Below are 17534 nucleotides of genomic sequence, written 5' to 3'. Positions count from 1 at the left end.
TTTTCAGAAGCTTTCAAGGAAACCTTAACAACTTCAACCACTTGCGCTTCAGATCTCTCATCAGCGGGAGGCGAATTCTACAGCGTTACACGCTGCTGTCAACACCTCTTTTTCAACTGCCTTGGCGCTTCGATGAACTGAAGCAACCTGCTGCCGAAAACTTCGTAACTCATTGTTTACCAAGGAGTTTTCCGTTTCGACTGCGCCGGAAGTGGGGCGAATTATAGGCCCCTGAGATCCGCCGTCAACCCTTTGTTACAGGTTTATTCAGATTTGAGCGTAATACGCGCAAAAGCCTTCTTGCCGGCCTGGCAAACGTGGGTAGCTCCCAGTACGTACATAAAGGAGCGATCGACAACCTCGCCATCGATACGCACACCACCGGAACCGAGCAGATCACGCGCCACAGCCGAGTTCTTCACCAGGCCTGCCTTATTAAGGACAGCGGCAATCGGCATATCTTCGGCTGCGGTCAACTCGATCTCAGGCAGATCGTCCGGCAGCTCACCGTCCTTCATACGGTTACCTGCCGCACGATGAGCATTGGCCGCCGCCTCTTCACCATGGAAGCGGGCAACGATCTCTTCAGCCAGCTTGATCTTGATATCACGCGGATTGGCGCCCGCCTCGACATCGGAACGGAAGGCATTGATCTCATCCATGGAACGGAAGCTGAGCAGCTCGAAGTAACGCCACATCAACGCATCCGGAATGGAGACCAGCTTGCTGTACATCACTCCCGGCGCTTCCTGGATACCGACGTAGTTGCCCAGGGACTTGGACATCTTCTTCACGCCATCCAGACCTTCAAGCAGGGGCATGGTCAGAATGCACTGGGCTTCCTGGCCGTAACCACGCTGCAATTCACGCCCCATCAAGAGGTTGAACTTCTGATCGGTGCCGCCGAGCTCGACATCCGCGCGCAAGGCGACCGAGTCGTAACCCTGGACCAGCGGATAAAGGAACTCATGGATGGCGATCGGCTGATTGGTCGTGTAGCGCTTGTCGAAGTCATCGCGCTCGAGCATGCGAGCCACAGTGTACTGCGAAGTCAGGCGGATGAAGTCGGCGGGGCCCATCTGATCCATCCAGGTGGAGTTGAACGCCACTTCAGTCCTGGCTGGATCGAGAATCTTGAACACCTGGGTCTTGTAGGTCTCGGCATTTTCGAGAACCTGCTCACGAGTCAGCGGAGGACGTGTTGCACTCTTGCCGCTCGGATCGCCAATCATCCCGGTGAAGTCGCCAATCAGGAAGATCACCTGGTGACCCAATTCCTGGAACTGGCGCAGCTTATTGATAAGCACGGTGTGGCCCAGGTGCAAATCCGGGGCGGTCGGATCGAAGCCGGCCTTGATACGTAGCGGTTGGCCACGCTTGAGCTTTTCGATCAGCTCGGACTCGACCAACAGTTCTTCCGCACCACGTTTAATCAGCGCTAGCTGCTCTTCAACCGACTTCATAACAGACCCGCAAGACTCGAATTCAAAGGGGACCAACCATACAAGATCGCGCGTCAAATACAAAGTTCGGCCGGCACAATGACGCCAATCCGCTGACAGAGCGTCCACGGACTTGCTTCAGGGATGATTTGGTTATATTTTATACAGTTATTTCATCTTCATCATGTCATTCATCTTTTCCAATTCATCTTTTTCAAAGTCAAAACACTACTTATGACCAAAGAATCGTCTAAAGCGCCACCGCTTTACCCGAAAACCCATCTGCTCGCAGCCAGTGGCATTGCCGCCCTGCTGAGCCTGGCGCTTCTGGTATTTCCTTCCAGTGATGTAGAAGCCAAAAAGACAACCCTGAGCCTTGAACTGGAAAGCCCTGCTGAACAACTGACACAAGAACAAGACGCTGCACACGCCGTCCAAGCCACAAATGAGCCGGTCGAGTCTCCTTTTGCACAGATCGAGGACAGCCCTCAGGAGCCTCAGGAAACGGCTCAGGCAGCGCCCCTGCCTGCTGCAGCACCTGTGCCGGTTGCAGAAGAAAAGAAGGCGCCAAGCCACAGGGAAGTGATCGTCAGCAAAGGCGATACGCTCTCTACGCTGTTCGCAAAAGTCGGCCTTCCAGCCACTTCAGTGCATGACTTGTTGGCCAGCGACAAACAGGCCAAGCAGTTCAGCCAGCTCAAGCATGGGCAGAAACTCGAATTCGAATTGGGTCCGGACGGCCAGTTGACCAGCCTGCATAGCAAAGTCAGCGACCTCGAAACCATCACCCTGACCAAGAACGACAAGGGTTACAGCTTCAACCGCACGACCGCCAAGCCCACCGTGCGTTCCGCCTACGTGCATGGCGTGATCAATAGCTCGCTGTCACAGTCAGCTGCGCGTGCCGGCCTGTCGCATAGCCTGACCATGGACATGGCCAGCGTGTTTGGCTATGACGTCGACTTTGCCCAGGATATTCGCCAGGGCGACCAATTCGACGTGATCTATGAACAGAAAGTGGTCAACGGCAAAGCGGTCGGCAACGGTCCGATCCTGTCCGCACGCTTCACCAACCGCGGCAAGACCTACACCGCCGTGCGCTACACCGACAAGCAAGGCAACAGCAGCTATTACACGGCTGATGGCAACAGTATGCGCAAGGCATTCATCCGCACCCCGGTGGATTTCGCCCGCATCAGCTCGAAATTCTCCATGGGCCGCAAACACCCGATCCTGAACAAGATCCGCGCCCACAAAGGTGTGGACTACGCAGCACCGCGTGGTACGCCAATCAAGGCGGCTGGCGATGGTAAAGTGCTGCTGGCAGGTCGCCGCGGCGGTTACGGCAACACGGTCATTCTGCAGCACGGCAATACCTACCGCACGCTGTACGGCCACATGCAAGGCTTCGCCAAAGGCGTCAAGACCGGAGGAACAGTCAAGCAAGGCCAGGTCATCGGCTACATCGGTACTACCGGCCTTTCCACCGGCCCGCATTTGCATTACGAATTCCAGGTCAATGGCGTACACGTCGATCCGCTGGGCCAGAAAGTAGCGATGGCCGACCCGATTTCCAAAGCTGAACGCGCACGTTTCCTGGCGCAAAGCCAGCCACTGATGGCCCGCATGGACCAGGAAAGAGCCACCCAGCTGGCTTCGGCCAAGCGCTAAGCCATGGCGCTCTATATAGGTGTAATGTCCGGGACCAGCCTTGATGGCCTGGACATAGCGCTGATCGAACAAGCCCCGGCGATCAGACTGATTGCCACCCACTACATCCCGATGCCCGACTCACTGCGCGCCGAGCTGCTTGGCTTGTGCGCCAGCGGTCCGGACGAGATCGCCCGCTCCGCCATTGCCCAACAGAACTGGGTGAAACTGGCAGCGCAGGGTGTTAACGCCCTCCTTGCCCAACAGCACCTCAAGCCTGACGACATTCGCGCGATTGGCAGTCACGGCCAGACCATTCGCCATGAACCCGCACGCGGCTTCACGGTGCAAATCGGTAATCCGGCCCTGCTGACCGAGCTGACCGGCATCACGGTGGTCAGTGATTTCCGCAGCCGCGACGTCGCCGCTGGCGGGCAAGGCGCACCGCTGGTACCAGCCTTTCACGAAGCACTTTTTGAAGAACAGCCTGGCAACCGCGCCGTGCTCAACGTGGGTGGTTTCAGCAACCTCAGCCTGATTGAACCCGGCAAGCCTGTCGCAGGTTTCGACTGCGGCCCGGGCAACGTGTTGCTGGACGCCTGGATTCAGCAACGGCTCGGAGACAACTTTGACCGTGATGGCCAATGGGCTGCCAGCGGCAAAGTCGAACCGGTACTGTTGAAGGCATTGCTCAGCGACCCCTTCTTTGTAACAAAGGGCCCGAAGAGTACCGGCCGCGAAGTCTTCAACCTGCCATGGCTGACCCGACATCTGGCAGCGCTGCCAGCCTTCGCAGCCGAGGACGTCCAGGCAACGCTGCTGGAGCTGACGGCATTGACCATCGTCGAATCGCTGCGCAGCGCCCAGGCCAATACGCAGGAACTGCTGGTCTGCGGTGGTGGCGCACACAATGCTGCACTCATGAAGCGCCTGGCGGGCCTGCTACCAGATGCGACCGTCAGCAGCACCGCCACTCACGGCGTAGACCCTGACTGGGTCGAAGCCATGGCTTTCGCCTGGCTGGCTCACTGCTGCCTGGAAGGTATCGCGGCCAATCGCCCGAGCGTCACCGGTGCCCGTGGGCTGCGCGTACTTGGCGCCATCTACCCCGCATAGTTAAATGCCGGACAGCAAAACGCCGCAGGGCCCTGAGGCCGTGCGGCGTTTTGATGATTCAGGCGCGCTGATCAGATCGAGAACGAAGAGCCACAGCCACAGGTGGTGGTAGCGTTCGGGTTCTTGATGACGAAACGCGAGCCTTCCAGACCTTCCTGATAATCCACCTCGGCTCCTGCCAGGTACTGGAAGCTCATAGGATCGACAACCAGACTCACACCTTCGCGCTCAACGATGGTGTCGTCATCGGCCACTTCTTCATCGAAAGTGAAGCCGTACTGAAAACCTGAACAACCGCCGCCCGTAACGAATACGCGCAGCTTCAAGCGATCATTCCCCTCTTCATCGACCAGGCTCTTCACCTTGTGCGCGGCACCGTGGGTGAATTGCAAAGCCGTGGGGGTGAAGGATTCGACGCTCATGCTGACTATCTCCCGGCGTTAAGCCGTCATATTGCGTGATGACGCGCATTATCCGCTTCTCCTAGAAAAGCGGTCAACTATTGTTATGGTATATCAAGCAACCCATTCGCTCGGCCTGAAATGCAAAAAGGCCCGTTCAACGGGCCTTTTGCTGTGTGCGATATAGCCTTACGGCAACATGCCCGCGTGGGACAAGCCCAGACGTTCGTCCAGCCCGAACAGGATGTTCATGTTCTGCACGGCCTGACCCGACGCGCCTTTGACCAGGTTATCGATCACCGACAGCACGACCACCAGATCGCCGTCCTGAGGGCGGTGCACGGCAATACGGCACACATTGGCGCCGCGTACGCTGCGGGTTTCCGGATGGCTGCCGGCAGGCATGACATCGACGAACGGCTCGTTCGCATAACGTTTTTCAAACAGCGCCTGCAGGTCCACCGAGCGATCCACGACGGTCGCGTAGAGCGTGGAGTGGATGCCACGGATCATCGGGGTCAGATGCGGCACGAAGGTCAGGCCAACGTCCTTGCCCGCCGCACGACGCAAACCTTGGCGAATTTCCGGCAGGTGGCGATGCCCTTTGACGGCGTAAGCCTTCATGCTTTCCGACGTCTCGGAGTACAGCGAACCCACAGCAGCACCACGACCCGCACCGCTGACGCCGGACTTGCAGTCGGCGATCAGGCGCGAAGCATCGGCCAAGCCCGCTTCGAGCAATGGCAGGAAACCCAACTGCGTAGCGGTCGGGTAGCAACCCGGCACCGCGATCAGGCGCGCCTTCTTGATCTGCTCGCGATTGACTTCCGGCAGGCCGTAGACCGCTTCATCCAACAGTTCAGGAGCACCGTGGGGCTGGCCGTACCATTTCGCCCACTCATCAGCGTCTTGCAGACGGAAGTCCGCAGACAGATCGATGACCTTGGTGCCGGCCGCCAGCAGTTCACCCGCCAGGGCATGCGCGACACCGTGGGGAGTGGCAAAGAACACTACGTCGCAAGCGCCCAGGGTCTTGATGTCCGGAACACTGAACGCCAGGCCGTCGTAGTGGCCTCGCAGGTTCGGGTACATGTCGGCTACGGCCAGGCCGGCCTCGGATCGGGAAGTGATCACCACCACTTCAGCTTGCGGATGTTGCGCCAACAGACGCAACAGTTCGACACCGGTGTAACCCGTGCCGCCGACGATACCGACCTTGACCATAAACCTGCCCTCAACGAACCCACTGGAAAGCCGTCGATAATAGGGCCCGTATCGTCCTGCGACAACCGGCAAGGTGACGTGCGGAGCCTCAAGCCTCTACTATCCGGTTACCGTGAACCTGGGAATAACCAAAAATGCTTTATCTGTGGCTCAAAGCTTTCCACATCATCAGCGTCGTGTGCTGGTTTGCCGGCCTGTTCTACCTGCCGCGCCTTTTCGTCTACCACGCCCAAAGCGAAGACACCGTCAGCAAGGAGCGCTTCAGCATCATGGAGCGCAAGTTGTACCGGGGCATCATGGGACCGGCAATGATCGCCACGCTGATCTTCGGTGGCTGGCTCATCTACCTCAATCCAGGCATCTTCAGCCAGGGCGGCTGGATACACGCCAAACTGACCCTGGTCGTGTTGCTGATCGGCTACCACCATATGTGCGGCGCGCAGGTAAAGCGCTTTGCCCGTGGCGAAAATACCCGCAGTCATGTCTTTTATCGCTGGTTCAACGAAGTGCCGGTTCTGATATTGCTGGCGATCGTGATTCTGGTCGTCGTTCGGCCGTTCTAAATCCAATAGATACCACTCACCGGGGTACTTCAAATGTCGCTGCCCGCTCTGCTTGAACAACGCTTGCGTTTGCCCGTAGTGGCCGCGCCGATGTTCCTGATTTCCAACCCGCAACTGGTGCTTGCCTGCTGTCGCAACGGCGTAGTGGGCAGTTTTCCGGCGCTGAATCAACGCGAGAGCAGTGGTTTCAAGGCCTGGCTGGAGGAAATCGAGGCGCAGCTGGCGACTCTGGAAAACCCTGCGCCCTACGCGGTGAACCTGATCGTGCACAACAGCAATCCGCGCTTGCAGGCGGACCTGGATATCTGCATCGAACACGAAGTGCCGATCGTGATCACCAGCCTGGGCGCCGTTAAGGAAGTAGTCGATGCGGTCCACAGCTATGGCGGCCTGGTTTTCCATGATGTGACGACCCGTCGCCATGCCGAGAAAGCCGCCGAGGCGGGTGTGGACGGGCTGATTGCCGTCGCGGCGGGTGCCGGCGGACACGCTGGCACCTGGAGCCCGTTCTCGCTGGTCGCCGAGATCCGCCAGTTTTTCGACAAGACGCTACTGCTGGCCGGGTGCCTGAACCACGGCCACGAAATTCTCGCAGCACAATTGCTCGGTGCGGACCTGGCCTACTTCGGTACACGATTTATCGGCACCACTGAGAGTCACGCGCCTGACGCCTATAAAGAGATGCTGCTGACGTCCAGAGCCGCAGATATCATCCATACTCCAGCAGTGTCGGGGGTACCGGCAAGCTTCATGCGCCAAAGCCTGGAGGCCGCCGGATTCGACATGGCAGCGCTGCAAAACAAGGGAGAAGTCAATTTCGGCTCCAAACTCAAACCCATCAGCGATGAAGCCAAAGCCTGGAAAACTGTGTGGTCCGCGGGCCAGGGCGTCGGTGAAATCGACGACTTGCCAAGCGTCGAACAACTGATCGCACGTCTCGACGCCGAATACCGCAAGGCACAGGAGCAAGCAGAGCAACTGCGCCAACACTGGCCGCGCTGAGCAACCACTCAAGCAGCGGCTGGCCATTCGTATCGATGACTTGCGACAAGGACGCCTGGGCAATGAGCGAAAACCATTACAAGATCGTGTTTGACGGCACTTTGTTGCCGGGGGTTGATATCAACACGGCTAAACTCAATCTCGCTGCGCTGTTCAAGAGCGACGTCAGCGCCATCGAGCGCCTGTTCAATGGTCGACCGATAGCATTAAAGACTGACCTGTCACAAGCTGATGCCCAGGCCTATCTTCAAGCCTTGAGGAACACGGGTGTCGATGCCCGGATCGAGGCGCAACCTGCGATCGAGCCAGACCTGGCCGATGTTCACGATCCTGTGCCGCAGTCCCCGTATTCGCCACCACAGGCCAGCCTGGGCGAAAGACTGCCGGAGTTTGCCGTACTCAAACCCTTCAGCGTCGAAGGTCGCATCGGGCGCCTGCGTTTTCTGGCGTGGACGATGGTGCTGAGCCTGGTGACCCTTCCCGTTGTCGGCGTGTTTGCGCTCATCGGCCTGGGTCTGGTCAGTGGCAACTCCACCACCGGACTGATCATCGGCGGCATCTTCGCCTTCTTCCTGTTCTTGGCGTTCGTGGTGATCAGTGTTCTGTTCACCATTCAGCGTTTACACGATATAGGCTGGTCGGGCTGGCTCTGGCTCCTGAACCTGGTTCCGTTCGTAGGCAGTTTCTTCCCGCTGGTGATCATGGTCATGCCAGGCAACGTCGGCGCCAACCGCTATGGCCCGCCTCCCCCGCCCAACAGCACGGCGGTCAAGGTTTTGTGTGCATTGTGGATTGTGTTTATCGGTTTATTTACCGTCGGTGCAATGGTGGGTGGAATCTCGGCAATCCAGCAAGAGTATGAAGACACCCTCGAAAGCAGCTACCAAAGCGGCTCGATGACCACTGAGGAAATCGATGTCGAAGTCGAACCGCAAGCAAATTCGCCAGCCGAGGCAGCCGAAGAAGCCCCGCCCCCTGTAGACTCTGCGAAAGAATGAACAGCGCTCCCCGCCCGTGACACCTGCGTCGCGGCGCGGAGCTGTTGCGATGGAGAATGGCATGACCCGTTACGCTCTGATCACCGGCGCTTCCAGCGGCATCGGCCTGGCGATGGCTGAAGCGCTGGCCCGGCGCGGCCGCAGCCTGATTCTGGTGGCTCGACAGCGTGATCAGCTGGAAAGCATTGCGATTGAACTGACCCAACGTTTTGGCGTGGAAGTGTTATTCCGTGCCTGCGATCTGGGCGAGCCACTGCGCCTGTCGGGCTTCCTGCTGGAACTGGAGGAAGGTGACCGGCAAATCGACCTGCTGGTCAACTGCGCCGGCATTGGCACTTGCGGCCCGTTCCTGGCTCAAGACTGGATGACCGAACAGGATTTGATTGAAGTGAACATCCTGGCACTCACTCGCCTGTGCCATGCCATCGGTAACAGCATGGCGTTACAGGGTGGCGGTCAAATTCTGAACGTCGCTTCGGTCGCGGCGTTCCAGCCCGGGCCGTGGATGAGCACTTACTACGCGAGCAAGGCCTATGTACTGCACTTTTCCGAAGCCCTGCGCGTCGAGCTGAAAAAATGCGCGGTCAAGGTCTCGGTGCTCTGCCCCGGCCCGACTCGCACGGCGTTTTTCCGCACCGCGCAACTGAACGACGACAAACTGTCCAACAGTAAAATGCTGATGAGTCCGGAGGAAGTCGCGCTCTATACCGTGCGAGCCCTGGAGAAAAATCGCGCAATCATTATTCCGGGGCGACGCAACCGCTGGTTCGCCACCCTGCCCCGGTTCGGCTCGCGCTGGCTGATCAGGACGATCACCGGCATGGTCATCAAGGCTCACTGCCCGCGCTGAAGGTAAAACACTGGGCGGGTACAACCGGCATGGGTACACTCGGGCCAGCCCAAACAACGGAGAAAACAGCTGTGGATACTCTGTTCACCAAGATCATCAACCGGGAAATCCCGGCGAAGATCATTTACGAGGACGACCAGGTACTGGCCTTCCACGATATCGCCCCGCAGGCACCGGTGCACTTCCTGGTGGTCCCGAAGAAGCCGGTACGTACCCTGAACGACCTGACCGAGGACGACAAGGCCCTGGCTGGACATATCCTGTTCACCGCCCAGCGCCTGGCCCTGGAACTGGGTTGCGAAAAAGGTTTCCGCGTTGTCATGAACTGCAATGAAGAAGGTGGGCAGACTGTTTACCACATTCATATGCACGTACTTGGACAGCGTCAGATGCACTGGCCACCGGGCTGATTCAATACACGCTCCTGTAGGAGCCAGGCTTGCCGGCGATGGCGTCATTGAGATCGCCATCGCCGGCAAACCTGGCGCCTACAAGGGCGAGCCTGCGTCGTAATGACCCAACGCAAACCTTCCCCGGCCGATTGGGTTAAACTGGCCGCCGAGATTCCTCCGGAGGTCAGCATGACTACCCAACGTCACTACTCGCCAATTGATCGCTTTCTGCTGCAAGCCGATGCGGCGATGCGGACCCTGCTGCCCTTCAGCGGCCAGCCCTACCGTCCGTCGCCGGCCATTGTGCAGCCCGATGCGAAATTGAGCGATGAAGACACTCGCCATGTTGCCGGGCTGATGCGCATCAACCATACCGGTGAAGTCTGTGCCCAGGCGCTGTACCAGGGGCAGGCCCTGACTGCCAAGCTGCCGCAAGTACGCATCGCGATGGAGCATGCCGCCGAAGAAGAAGTCGACCATTTGGCATGGTGTGAGCAACGCATCCATCAATTGGGTAGCCACACCAGCATTCTCAATCCGCTGTTTTATGGCATGTCGTTCGGAATAGGCGCTGTTGCAGGCCTGATCAGCGACAAAGTCAGCCTGGGTTTTGTCGCAGCGACAGAAGATCAGGTGTGCAAGCACTTGAATGAACACCTGGAGCAACTGCCGGCCGAGGATGAAAAATCCCGGGCGATTCTCGAGCAGATGCGCATCGATGAAGAACAACATGCCGAAAGCGCACTGGAGGCTGGCGGCTTTCGCTTTCCGGCACCGGTAAAGTTCGGGATGAGCTTGATGGCCAAGGTCATGACCAAGAGTACTTATCGGATCTGACCGGCTGCAACGGAAACAAAAAAGGCGACAGCCCTGAGGCAGTCGCCTTTTTTTGATCTCGATTCAACCCAACTCGATGATCTCGTAGTCGTGGGTGATTTCTACACCTGCCGCACCGAGCATGATCGAAGCCGAGCAATACTTTTCAGCGGAAAGTTCGATAGCGCGCTTGACCTGCGCTTCCTTCAGGCCACGCCCCTTGACCACAAAATGCATGTGGATCTTGGTGAAAACCTTCGGATCTTCAGTCGCACGCTCGGCTTCAAGGAACGCCTCGCAGCTCTCGACCGCCTGACGGGACTTCTTGAGGATGCTGACCACATCGAAATTGCTGCAACCGCCGACACCCAGCAGGAGCATTTCCATCGGCCGGACACCCAGGTTACGACCGCCGGCATCGGGCGGACCGTCCATGACCACGACATGACCGCTGCCGGATTCGCCGAGGAACATGGCTTCGCCAGCCCATTGGATGCGTGCCTTCATCGCCAAGACTCCACTGTCTAAAAAAGGGTCGCCAGCTTAGCACAGGCCCCTTGGTTGACAGTGATTGGCGTCCTAGGACATAACCATCAGCGCTGTAGGTAAAATCTCGAATATCGCAAGAAGTGTCTGGTAAGCTGGCGCCAATTCGCTGGCGCTCGGCCGGCTGAGCCGCAATGTCCGCAATTCATAAAAAACCCAACACACCGTGCAGTCTTTTCGGGATACAACCATGGTTGCTATTGCCCCCACCCTCAAGATGAAAAACCTCGACAAGCTGTTGATGCATTGCCAACGCCGTCGCTATCAGGCCAAGACCAACATCATTTGCGCCGGTGACCGCTCGGAGACGCTGTTCTTCATCATCAAGGGTTCGGTCACCATCCTGATCGAAGACGACGACGGTCGGGAAATGATCATCGCCTACCTGAACGCCGGGGATTTTTTCGGTGAGTTGGGGCTGTTTGAGCAGGCCGGCCACGAACAGGAACGCAGCGCCTGGGTGCGAGCCAAGGTCGAATGCGAAGTGGCAGAAATCAGCTATACGAAATTCCGCGAATTGTCGCAGCAGGATCCGGACATTCTTTACGTACTAAGCGGACAGATCGCACAACGCCTGCGTAACACCACCCGAAAGGTCGGTGACCTGGCTTTTTTCGACGTCACCGGTCGTGTCGCCCGCTGCCTGCTTGAATTGTGCAAGCAGCCAGATGCCATGACTCATCCCGATGGCATGCAGATCAAGGTGACCCGTCAGGAAATCGGACGGATCGTTGGCTGCTCCCGGGAGATGGTCGGACGTGTGCTCAAGGATCTGGAAGAGCGCAACCTGGTGGATGTCAAAGGCAAGACCATGGTGGTCTTCGGTACGCGTTGAGCTCGTAAATCTAGCCGTTGAACATGCGCGCAAGCATTCGACGGTAGAGATCATCAAGACGTTCCAGCGCATCCGGCGCGGTGAACTTCTCATGCAAGGCGATGTGGCTTTCAGCGCGCACCCGTTGCTCCAGACCGCAGGCCTCATTAAAGCGATTGACCGCCGCGACCATCGATTCGCGCTCGTTATCCAGCAACATCGCACCATGAACCAGCCCTACCGGACGCTGACCACCTTGGCTCTGGCGCCAGCGCTGGGCAGTACCCACCATCTTGCGCCCATCCAGATTGACGTTGAAGCGGCCATCACAGAAGGCTCCGTCGATTTCACCCAGGGACGAAGTGCCCCCCAACTCATCCAGCAACTGGCAGATCGGGTCACATAGACGCCGGTAGCCGGACTCGATACGGTTTAGATCCCCTTCGCTACGCGGTGGCGCGTAAACCAGGGCAATGTTGAGGGTTGTCGCTGATTGCGGAACGGGTTCACCACCAGTATCGCGCAACAGCACCGGCCAGCCGGCAGCGGCGGAGACTTCGCAGGCGTGTTCGAAACCTGGCAAACGATTCAAGCGGCGCGGCATTACCAATGCCTGGTCGCTGGGCTGCCAGAACAGCAGGCCAAATTCCGCGTCGCCAGCACAGACCGAGGCCAGCAGATCCTGCTCGGCCTGAAGGCCGCCTTCGATGGTCAGAGAAACAGGTGAGGTCACAAGGTACTCCGTAAGACAAAAAGTCTGTGGTGTTTCTTATGCCGCTATCGCGAGCAGGCTCGCTCCCACAGTTGATTGTGGTTACCCTCAAACCCTGTAGGAGCAAGCTTGCTCGCGATGCTTTTCAGTCGAGGGTCGAACCGCTGACGGGAATACCGCGCTCAGGGAAGAACAGTCGCTGCAATTCAGTGCCCGGATTTTCGGCACGCATGAACGCCTCGCCAACCAGGAACGCGTAGACATCGCTGATTTCCATCAACTCGACATCGGCGCGATTGAGGATGCCGCTTTCAGTGACCACCAGACGATCTCGCGGGATACGCGGCAACAGGTCGAGGGTGGTTTCCAGGCTAACCTCGAATGTGTGCAGGTTGCGGTTGTTGATGCCGACCAGCGGCGTGTCGAGGGTTTTCAAGGCCCGCTCCAACTCATCGCCATCGTGGACTTCCACCAGCACATCAAGGTTGACGCTTTTGGCCACGGCCGCCAGCTCAGCCATTTTCACGTCGTCCAGCGCGGAGACGATCAACAGCACGCAGTCGGCGCCAAGGGCACGGGCTTCGACGATCTGGTAAGGATCGATCATGAAGTCCTTGCGGATCACCGGCAGGTTGCACGCGGCACGAGCCTGCTGCAGATATGCATCGGCACCCTGGAAATAATCGATGTCGGTCAGCACGGAAAGGCAGGTCGCTCCGCCCCTCTCGTAGCTCTTGGCAATATCGGCAGGAACAAAGTTCTCGCGGATCACGCCTTTGCTCGGGGAAGCCTTCTTGATTTCAGCAATGACTGCCGGCTCTTTCAGCTTGGCCTGAGCCAGCAAAGCCTTGGCAAAACCACGGGGTGCATCGGCCGCCTTGGCCAGACTTTCCAGCTCGGCGAGGCTGACACGAGCGCTGCGCTCGGCTACTTCCTCTACCTTGCGCGCCAGAATGTTTTCCAGAACCGTCGGTACACTCATCCCTCATTCTCCACTTTGAATACCGCCGTAAACGCACCCAGTTCCTCGAGTTTTTCCCGAGCGAGGCCGGTGTGCAGCGCATCGTGCGCCAGGGCAACGCCTTCTTTCAGACTGCTGGCATGGTCAGCCGCATACAGCGCGGCACCGGCATTGAGCATGATCATCTCGGCAGCTTTCTGGCCGTTTTCGGTCTTGCGCTTGCCCAAGGCATCGCGGATCAGCTCCAGGGACGCCGCCGGGCTTTCCACCGCCAGGCCATGCAGGCTCTGGCTTTTCATGCCCAGGTCTTCCGGTTCGACCCAATATTCGGTGATCTGGTCGTTTTTCAGCTCCGCAACATAGGTCGGTGCTGCCAGGCTGAATTCATCCAGACCATCCTTCGAATGCACCACCAGCACATGCTTGCTGCCCAAACGCTGCAACACTTCAGCAAGCGGTCGACACAACGCCTGGGTGAATACACCCACTACCTGATGTTTCACACCGGCCGGATTCGTAAGCGGGCCAAGCATGTTGAACAGCGTACGCAAGCCGAGCTCCTTGCGCGGGCCGGCGGCATATTTCATGGCACTGTGATGAGTCTGGGCAAACATGAAGCCGATGCCGACGTTATCGATGCAGCGCGCCACCTGGACCGGGGTCAGGTTCAGGTAGATACCGGCTGCCTCCAGCAAATCGGCACTGCCGCTTTTACCCGAGACCGCGCGGTTGCCGTGCTTGGCCACCGTGCAACCGGCCGCCGCGACCACAAAGGATGACGCAGTCGACACGTTGAAGATGTTGGCACCGTCACCGCCAGTACCGACCACGTCGACCACGCCGTCGAGGGTCTTGAGTTCGACCGTGTCTGCCAGTTCACGCATGACCGACACCGCGCCGACGATTTCGTCGATGCTTTCGCTCTTCATGCGCATGGCCATCATGAACGCGCCGATCTGCGCGTCCGTGCATTGGCCGGTCATGATTTCGCGCATCACGTCGCGCATTTCATCGGTGCTGAGGTCGAGCTGTTCGACGATACGGCCCAGGGCTGTCTTGATGTTCATGAAAGGTCCTTAGCGCGTGCCGCCGGTTTGTTTGAGGAAGTTGGCGAACAACTCGTGTCCCTGTTCGGTAAGAATCGACTCGGGGTGGAACTGCACGCCTTCAATGTTCAGGGTCTTGTGGCGCAGGCCCATGATCTCGTCGACGGAGCCGTCTTCCAATTGGGTCCAGGCGGTCAGCTCGAGGCAATCTGGCAGGGTTTCGCGCTTGACGATCAATGAATGATAGCGGGTGACCGTCAGCGGCATGTTCAGGCCTTCGAACACACCTTTGTCTTCATGGAACACCGGGCTGGTCTTGCCGTGCATGACCTGGCGCGCGCGAACCACATCGCCACCAAAGGCCTGGCCGATGGACTGATGGCCCAGGCAGACGCCGAGGATCGGCAGTTTGCCGGCGAAATGCTTGATGACATCTATCGAGACGCCCGCTTCGGTCGGAGTGCAAGGGCCGGGAGAGACGACGATGCGCTCAGGATTGAGGGCTTCGATTTCGGCGACGGTGAGTTCGTCGTTGCGCACGACTTTGACCTGGGAGCCCAGCTCACCAAGGTATTGCACAACGTTGTAGGTAAAAGAGTCGTAGTTATCGATCATCAGCAACATGGCGTTAAGAACCTCTTGAATTCACTGACTTGATTCAGCCTTCGAATGATTTACCCGCAGCGTCCTGCACTTTGGCGGACGCTGGAATCGCGCAGCAAAGCGGTGTGTCTGACGGGTAAAGAAGGCAAAGCGGTAAAGATCCGGCCGGGCCGGCAGAAGGATTCAGGCGCGCCAACGCCAGCGGGCGTGTGCCTTGATGACTTGATCCAGGAGTTTGCTGACGATCAACACGGGGAAGGTCTCATTTATACGTCTTGGCACAGTAACTTAGCTGGGCAGAGCGTGCAATATGGGGCGATCGAAGCAAGTGAAACATTCGGCAAGTTCGCGCCGAATGGCATGAGGCTCTATAGTTTTTTGGCACTGTCGTTTACTCCACTAAAACAAAAAACAAACGGACTTGCTCATGATCAGACAGACGCTGTTTGCACCGCTTGCCGGTTGCTTGCTCGCCTTGGCTTGCGCTCAGGCAATTGCGGCGCCCAATCCTTACTCCAATTTCATCGTCTTCGGTGACAGCCTCAACGATGCCGGGCAGTTTACCGACGCGGGGGGCCCTCCCGGCTCGACTCTGCGCTTCACCAACCGGACCGGGCCGACTTATCAGGACGGCAGTGGTGAAGTCTATTCCGCCAACTCAACCCAGTTGCTCGGGGGCAGGCTTGGTTTCTCAGCGGACCAGACTGCCGCTTCGACTTCAGCCGCACGCGTCGCCCAGGGCCTGCCAGACGGTAACAACTGGGCCGTCGGCGGCTACCGCACCGACCAGATCCTCGATTCAATCACTACGTTATCCGCCACCGGCGAACGTGCACGAGCGGGTTATTTGCCGACCAACAACTTGCGCGCCGATCCGAACGCGCTGTATTACCTTTCCGGCGGCGGTAACGACTTTCTCCAGGGCCGCGTGCAAAGTGGCGCCCAGGCGAATGCCGCGGCAGACCGCCTGGCCAACAGCGTTCAGGTTCTGCAAACAGCCGGCGCCCGCTACATCATGGTCTGGCTGTTGCCTGACCTGGGCTTGACCCCTGCCATCAATGGCACCCCGCTTCAGGGACCGACCTCGCAACTGAGCGCGGCCTTCAACCGGCAACTGGTCACTCGACTGGCGGGCATCGATGCCGAAATCATCCCGCTGAACATTCCACTGTTGCTGCAGGAAACCTTCGCCGATCCCGCGCGATTCGGTTTTGCCACTGGGCAGAACCTGACCGCGACTTGCTTCAGCGGCGACGGCTGCAGCGAAAACGCTGCCTTTGGCATCAACAGCGCCACCCCCGACCCCAGCAAGCTGGTTTATAACGACAGGGTTCATCCGACCGAAGCCGGACAAAAGCTGGTGTCCGACTACGCCTATTCCTTACTCGCTGCACCTTGGGAACTGACGCTGCTGCCGGAAATGGCCCACGCCACGCTACGCGCGCATCAGGATGAACTGCGCAGCCAATGGCAATCCGACTGGGAAAGCTGGCAGGCGGTCGGCCAATGGCGGGCCATTGTGGCCGGGGGTGGCCAGCATCTCGATGTGGACCATCAAAGCAGCGGCGCCGATGCCGATGGCAACGGCTACAGCTTGAACATTGGCGGCAGCTATCGCCTCAATGAAGCCTGGCGAGTAGGTGCGGCGGCAGGCTTCTATCGTCAGAACCTGGAGGCAGGCAACAACGATTCTGACTACAAGCTCAACAGCTACCTGGCCACGGCATTCGCGCAGTTCCAGCAGAACCGATGGTGGGCCGATGCCGCATTGACCGGCGGCAAGCTGGATTACGACAATCTCAAACGCAAATTCGATCTAGGCGCGGGTGAGGGTGCGGAGAAAGGCGACACCGATGGCTATCTCTGGGCCTTCAGCACACGCCTGGGCTATGACATAGCGCAGCCGGGCAGTGAGTGGCACCTGTCGCCGTTCATCAGCGCCGATTACGCCAAAGTGGAAGTCGACGGTTATTCGGAAAATACCAGTCGCTCCACGGCGCTGACCTTTGATGATCAGAAACGCGATTCGAAACGTCTCGGCGCCGGGCTTCAGGGTAAGTATCAGATCACCTCGCAGACCCAGGTGTTTGGCGAATATGCCTACGAGCGTGAGTATGAAGATGACGTACAGAAGGTGAACATCGCCCTCAATAGCTTGCCGTCACTCGACTTCACGCTCGCTGGCTATACACCGCAGAGCCACTTGAACCGCGTGAGCCTGGGCGTCAGCCACAAGCTGACGGCCGATCTTGCGCTGCGTGGTGGGTATACGTTGCGCAAGGATGATGACTTTACCCAGCAAGGCATCAACGTGGGCGTTGCGCTGGACTTCTGATTCAGCAAACAGCAGGCATAAAAAACGCGGCACCCTCGAGGGTGCCGCGTTTTTTATGCTGAT

Annotated in this window: 18 protein-coding genes; 10 read left to right on the top strand and 8 right to left on the bottom strand. The window is 58.4% G+C overall.

What is annotated here, in order from left to right:
- Positions 1–263: 263 nt before the first annotated feature.
- On the bottom strand, positions 264–1463 hold the full coding sequence (gene tyrS / locus CGA21_RS23390; protein ID WP_188265134.1) for a tyrosine--tRNA ligase: 1200 nt from the start codon (positions 1461–1463) through the stop codon (positions 264–266).
- Positions 1464–1676: 213 nt separating this feature from the next.
- Here tyrS and CGA21_RS23385 point away from each other — a divergent pair, with 213 nt between their 5' ends.
- The gene (locus tag CGA21_RS23385; RefSeq protein WP_110754857.1) at positions 1677–3113 is read left to right on the top strand and encodes a peptidoglycan DD-metalloendopeptidase family protein; all 1437 of its coding nucleotides are present in this window, start codon (positions 1677–1679) and stop codon (positions 3111–3113) included.
- A gap of 3 nt (positions 3114–3116) precedes the next feature.
- The gene (locus CGA21_RS23380) at positions 3117–4208 is read left to right on the top strand and encodes an anhydro-N-acetylmuramic acid kinase (protein WP_188265133.1); all 1092 of its coding nucleotides are present in this window, start codon (positions 3117–3119) and stop codon (positions 4206–4208) included.
- Positions 4209–4279: 71 nt separating this feature from the next.
- Here CGA21_RS23380 and erpA read toward each other — a convergent pair whose 3' ends face one another.
- Complete coding sequence (erpA, locus tag CGA21_RS23375; protein WP_007906865.1) at positions 4280–4630, bottom strand: iron-sulfur cluster insertion protein ErpA; 351 nt, start codon at positions 4628–4630, stop codon at positions 4280–4282.
- A 168-nt stretch (positions 4631–4798) separates the two neighbouring features.
- Entirely contained in the window at positions 4799–5833 is a 1035-nt protein-coding gene (gene argC, locus CGA21_RS23370) for an N-acetyl-gamma-glutamyl-phosphate reductase (RefSeq protein ID WP_020798783.1), read from the bottom strand.
- A 134-nt stretch (positions 5834–5967) separates the two neighbouring features.
- On the opposite strand from argC, the gene hemJ reads away from it, so the two are divergent.
- The 6 genes from hemJ to coq7 all read left to right on the top strand — a co-directional run bounded on the left by hemJ (position 5968) and on the right by coq7 (position 10475).
- Positions 5968–6396, top strand: coding sequence for a protoporphyrinogen oxidase HemJ (hemJ, locus tag CGA21_RS23365; RefSeq protein WP_033038776.1), 429 nt, complete (start codon positions 5968–5970; stop codon positions 6394–6396).
- A 33-nt stretch (positions 6397–6429) separates the two neighbouring features.
- Positions 6430–7398, top strand: a complete 969-nt coding sequence (locus tag CGA21_RS23360) for an NAD(P)H-dependent flavin oxidoreductase (RefSeq protein ID WP_110754854.1) — start codon at positions 6430–6432, stop codon at positions 7396–7398.
- Positions 7399–7460: 62 nt separating this feature from the next.
- A complete protein-coding gene (locus CGA21_RS23355; protein ID WP_188265132.1) occupies positions 7461–8396 on the top strand; it encodes a DUF805 domain-containing protein in 936 nt (311 codons plus the stop codon).
- Between the two features lie 61 nt (positions 8397–8457).
- Positions 8458–9246: an SDR family NAD(P)-dependent oxidoreductase gene (locus tag CGA21_RS23350; protein WP_033038784.1), complete on the top strand. Its 789-nt coding sequence runs from the start codon at positions 8458–8460 to the stop codon at positions 9244–9246.
- A gap of 71 nt (positions 9247–9317) precedes the next feature.
- On the top strand, positions 9318–9656 hold the full coding sequence (locus CGA21_RS23345) for a histidine triad nucleotide-binding protein (protein WP_007986008.1): 339 nt from the start codon (positions 9318–9320) through the stop codon (positions 9654–9656).
- 171 nt (positions 9657–9827) lie between these two features.
- Entirely contained in the window at positions 9828–10475 is a 648-nt protein-coding gene (coq7, locus tag CGA21_RS23340; RefSeq protein WP_110754859.1) for a 2-polyprenyl-3-methyl-6-methoxy-1,4-benzoquinone monooxygenase, read from the top strand.
- Between the two features lie 63 nt (positions 10476–10538).
- On the opposite strand, the gene CGA21_RS23335 is transcribed toward coq7, so the two are convergent.
- Entirely contained in the window at positions 10539–10961 is a 423-nt protein-coding gene (locus CGA21_RS23335) for an OsmC family protein (RefSeq protein ID WP_008061600.1), read from the bottom strand.
- Positions 10962–11190: 229 nt separating this feature from the next.
- Between CGA21_RS23335 and crp the strand changes: the two genes are divergently transcribed.
- Positions 11191–11835 (top strand): cAMP-activated global transcriptional regulator CRP, encoded by a 645-nt coding sequence (gene crp, locus CGA21_RS23330; protein WP_188265131.1) that lies wholly within the window; start codon positions 11191–11193, stop codon positions 11833–11835.
- Between the two features lie 10 nt (positions 11836–11845).
- On the opposite strand, the gene CGA21_RS23325 is transcribed toward crp, so the two are convergent.
- The 4 genes from CGA21_RS23325 to CGA21_RS23310 all read right to left on the bottom strand — a co-directional run bounded on the left by CGA21_RS23325 (position 11846) and on the right by CGA21_RS23310 (position 15157).
- Complete coding sequence (locus tag CGA21_RS23325; protein ID WP_188265130.1) at positions 11846–12547, bottom strand: biotin/lipoate A/B protein ligase family protein; 702 nt, start codon at positions 12545–12547, stop codon at positions 11846–11848.
- 124 nt (positions 12548–12671) lie between these two features.
- Positions 12672–13508, bottom strand: a complete 837-nt coding sequence (trpC, locus tag CGA21_RS23320; protein ID WP_188265129.1) for an indole-3-glycerol phosphate synthase TrpC — start codon at positions 13506–13508, stop codon at positions 12672–12674.
- On the bottom strand, positions 13505–14554 hold the full coding sequence (gene trpD / locus CGA21_RS23315) for an anthranilate phosphoribosyltransferase (protein ID WP_110754848.1): 1050 nt from the start codon (positions 14552–14554) through the stop codon (positions 13505–13507). The genes trpC and trpD overlap by 4 nt, the downstream gene beginning before the upstream one ends.
- Positions 14555–14563: 9 nt before the next feature.
- Positions 14564–15157 carry an aminodeoxychorismate/anthranilate synthase component II gene (locus CGA21_RS23310; RefSeq protein ID WP_020798793.1) on the bottom strand — a complete coding sequence of 198 codons (594 nt, stop codon included), beginning with the start codon at positions 15155–15157 and terminating at the stop codon, positions 14564–14566.
- 406 nt (positions 15158–15563) lie between these two features.
- On the opposite strand from CGA21_RS23310, the gene estP reads away from it, so the two are divergent.
- Complete coding sequence (gene estP, locus CGA21_RS23305) at positions 15564–17471, top strand: esterase EstP (RefSeq protein WP_188265128.1); 1908 nt, start codon at positions 15564–15566, stop codon at positions 17469–17471.
- Positions 17472–17534 lie beyond the last annotated feature (63 nt).

The organism is Pseudomonas sp. PSB11 (genome assembly GCF_014596605.1).
Lineage (GTDB): Bacteria > Pseudomonadota > Gammaproteobacteria > Pseudomonadales > Pseudomonadaceae > Aquipseudomonas > Aquipseudomonas umsongensis.
Note: the sequence above shows the minus strand (reverse complement) of the source record. Positions and strands in the feature narration are given on the sequence as shown.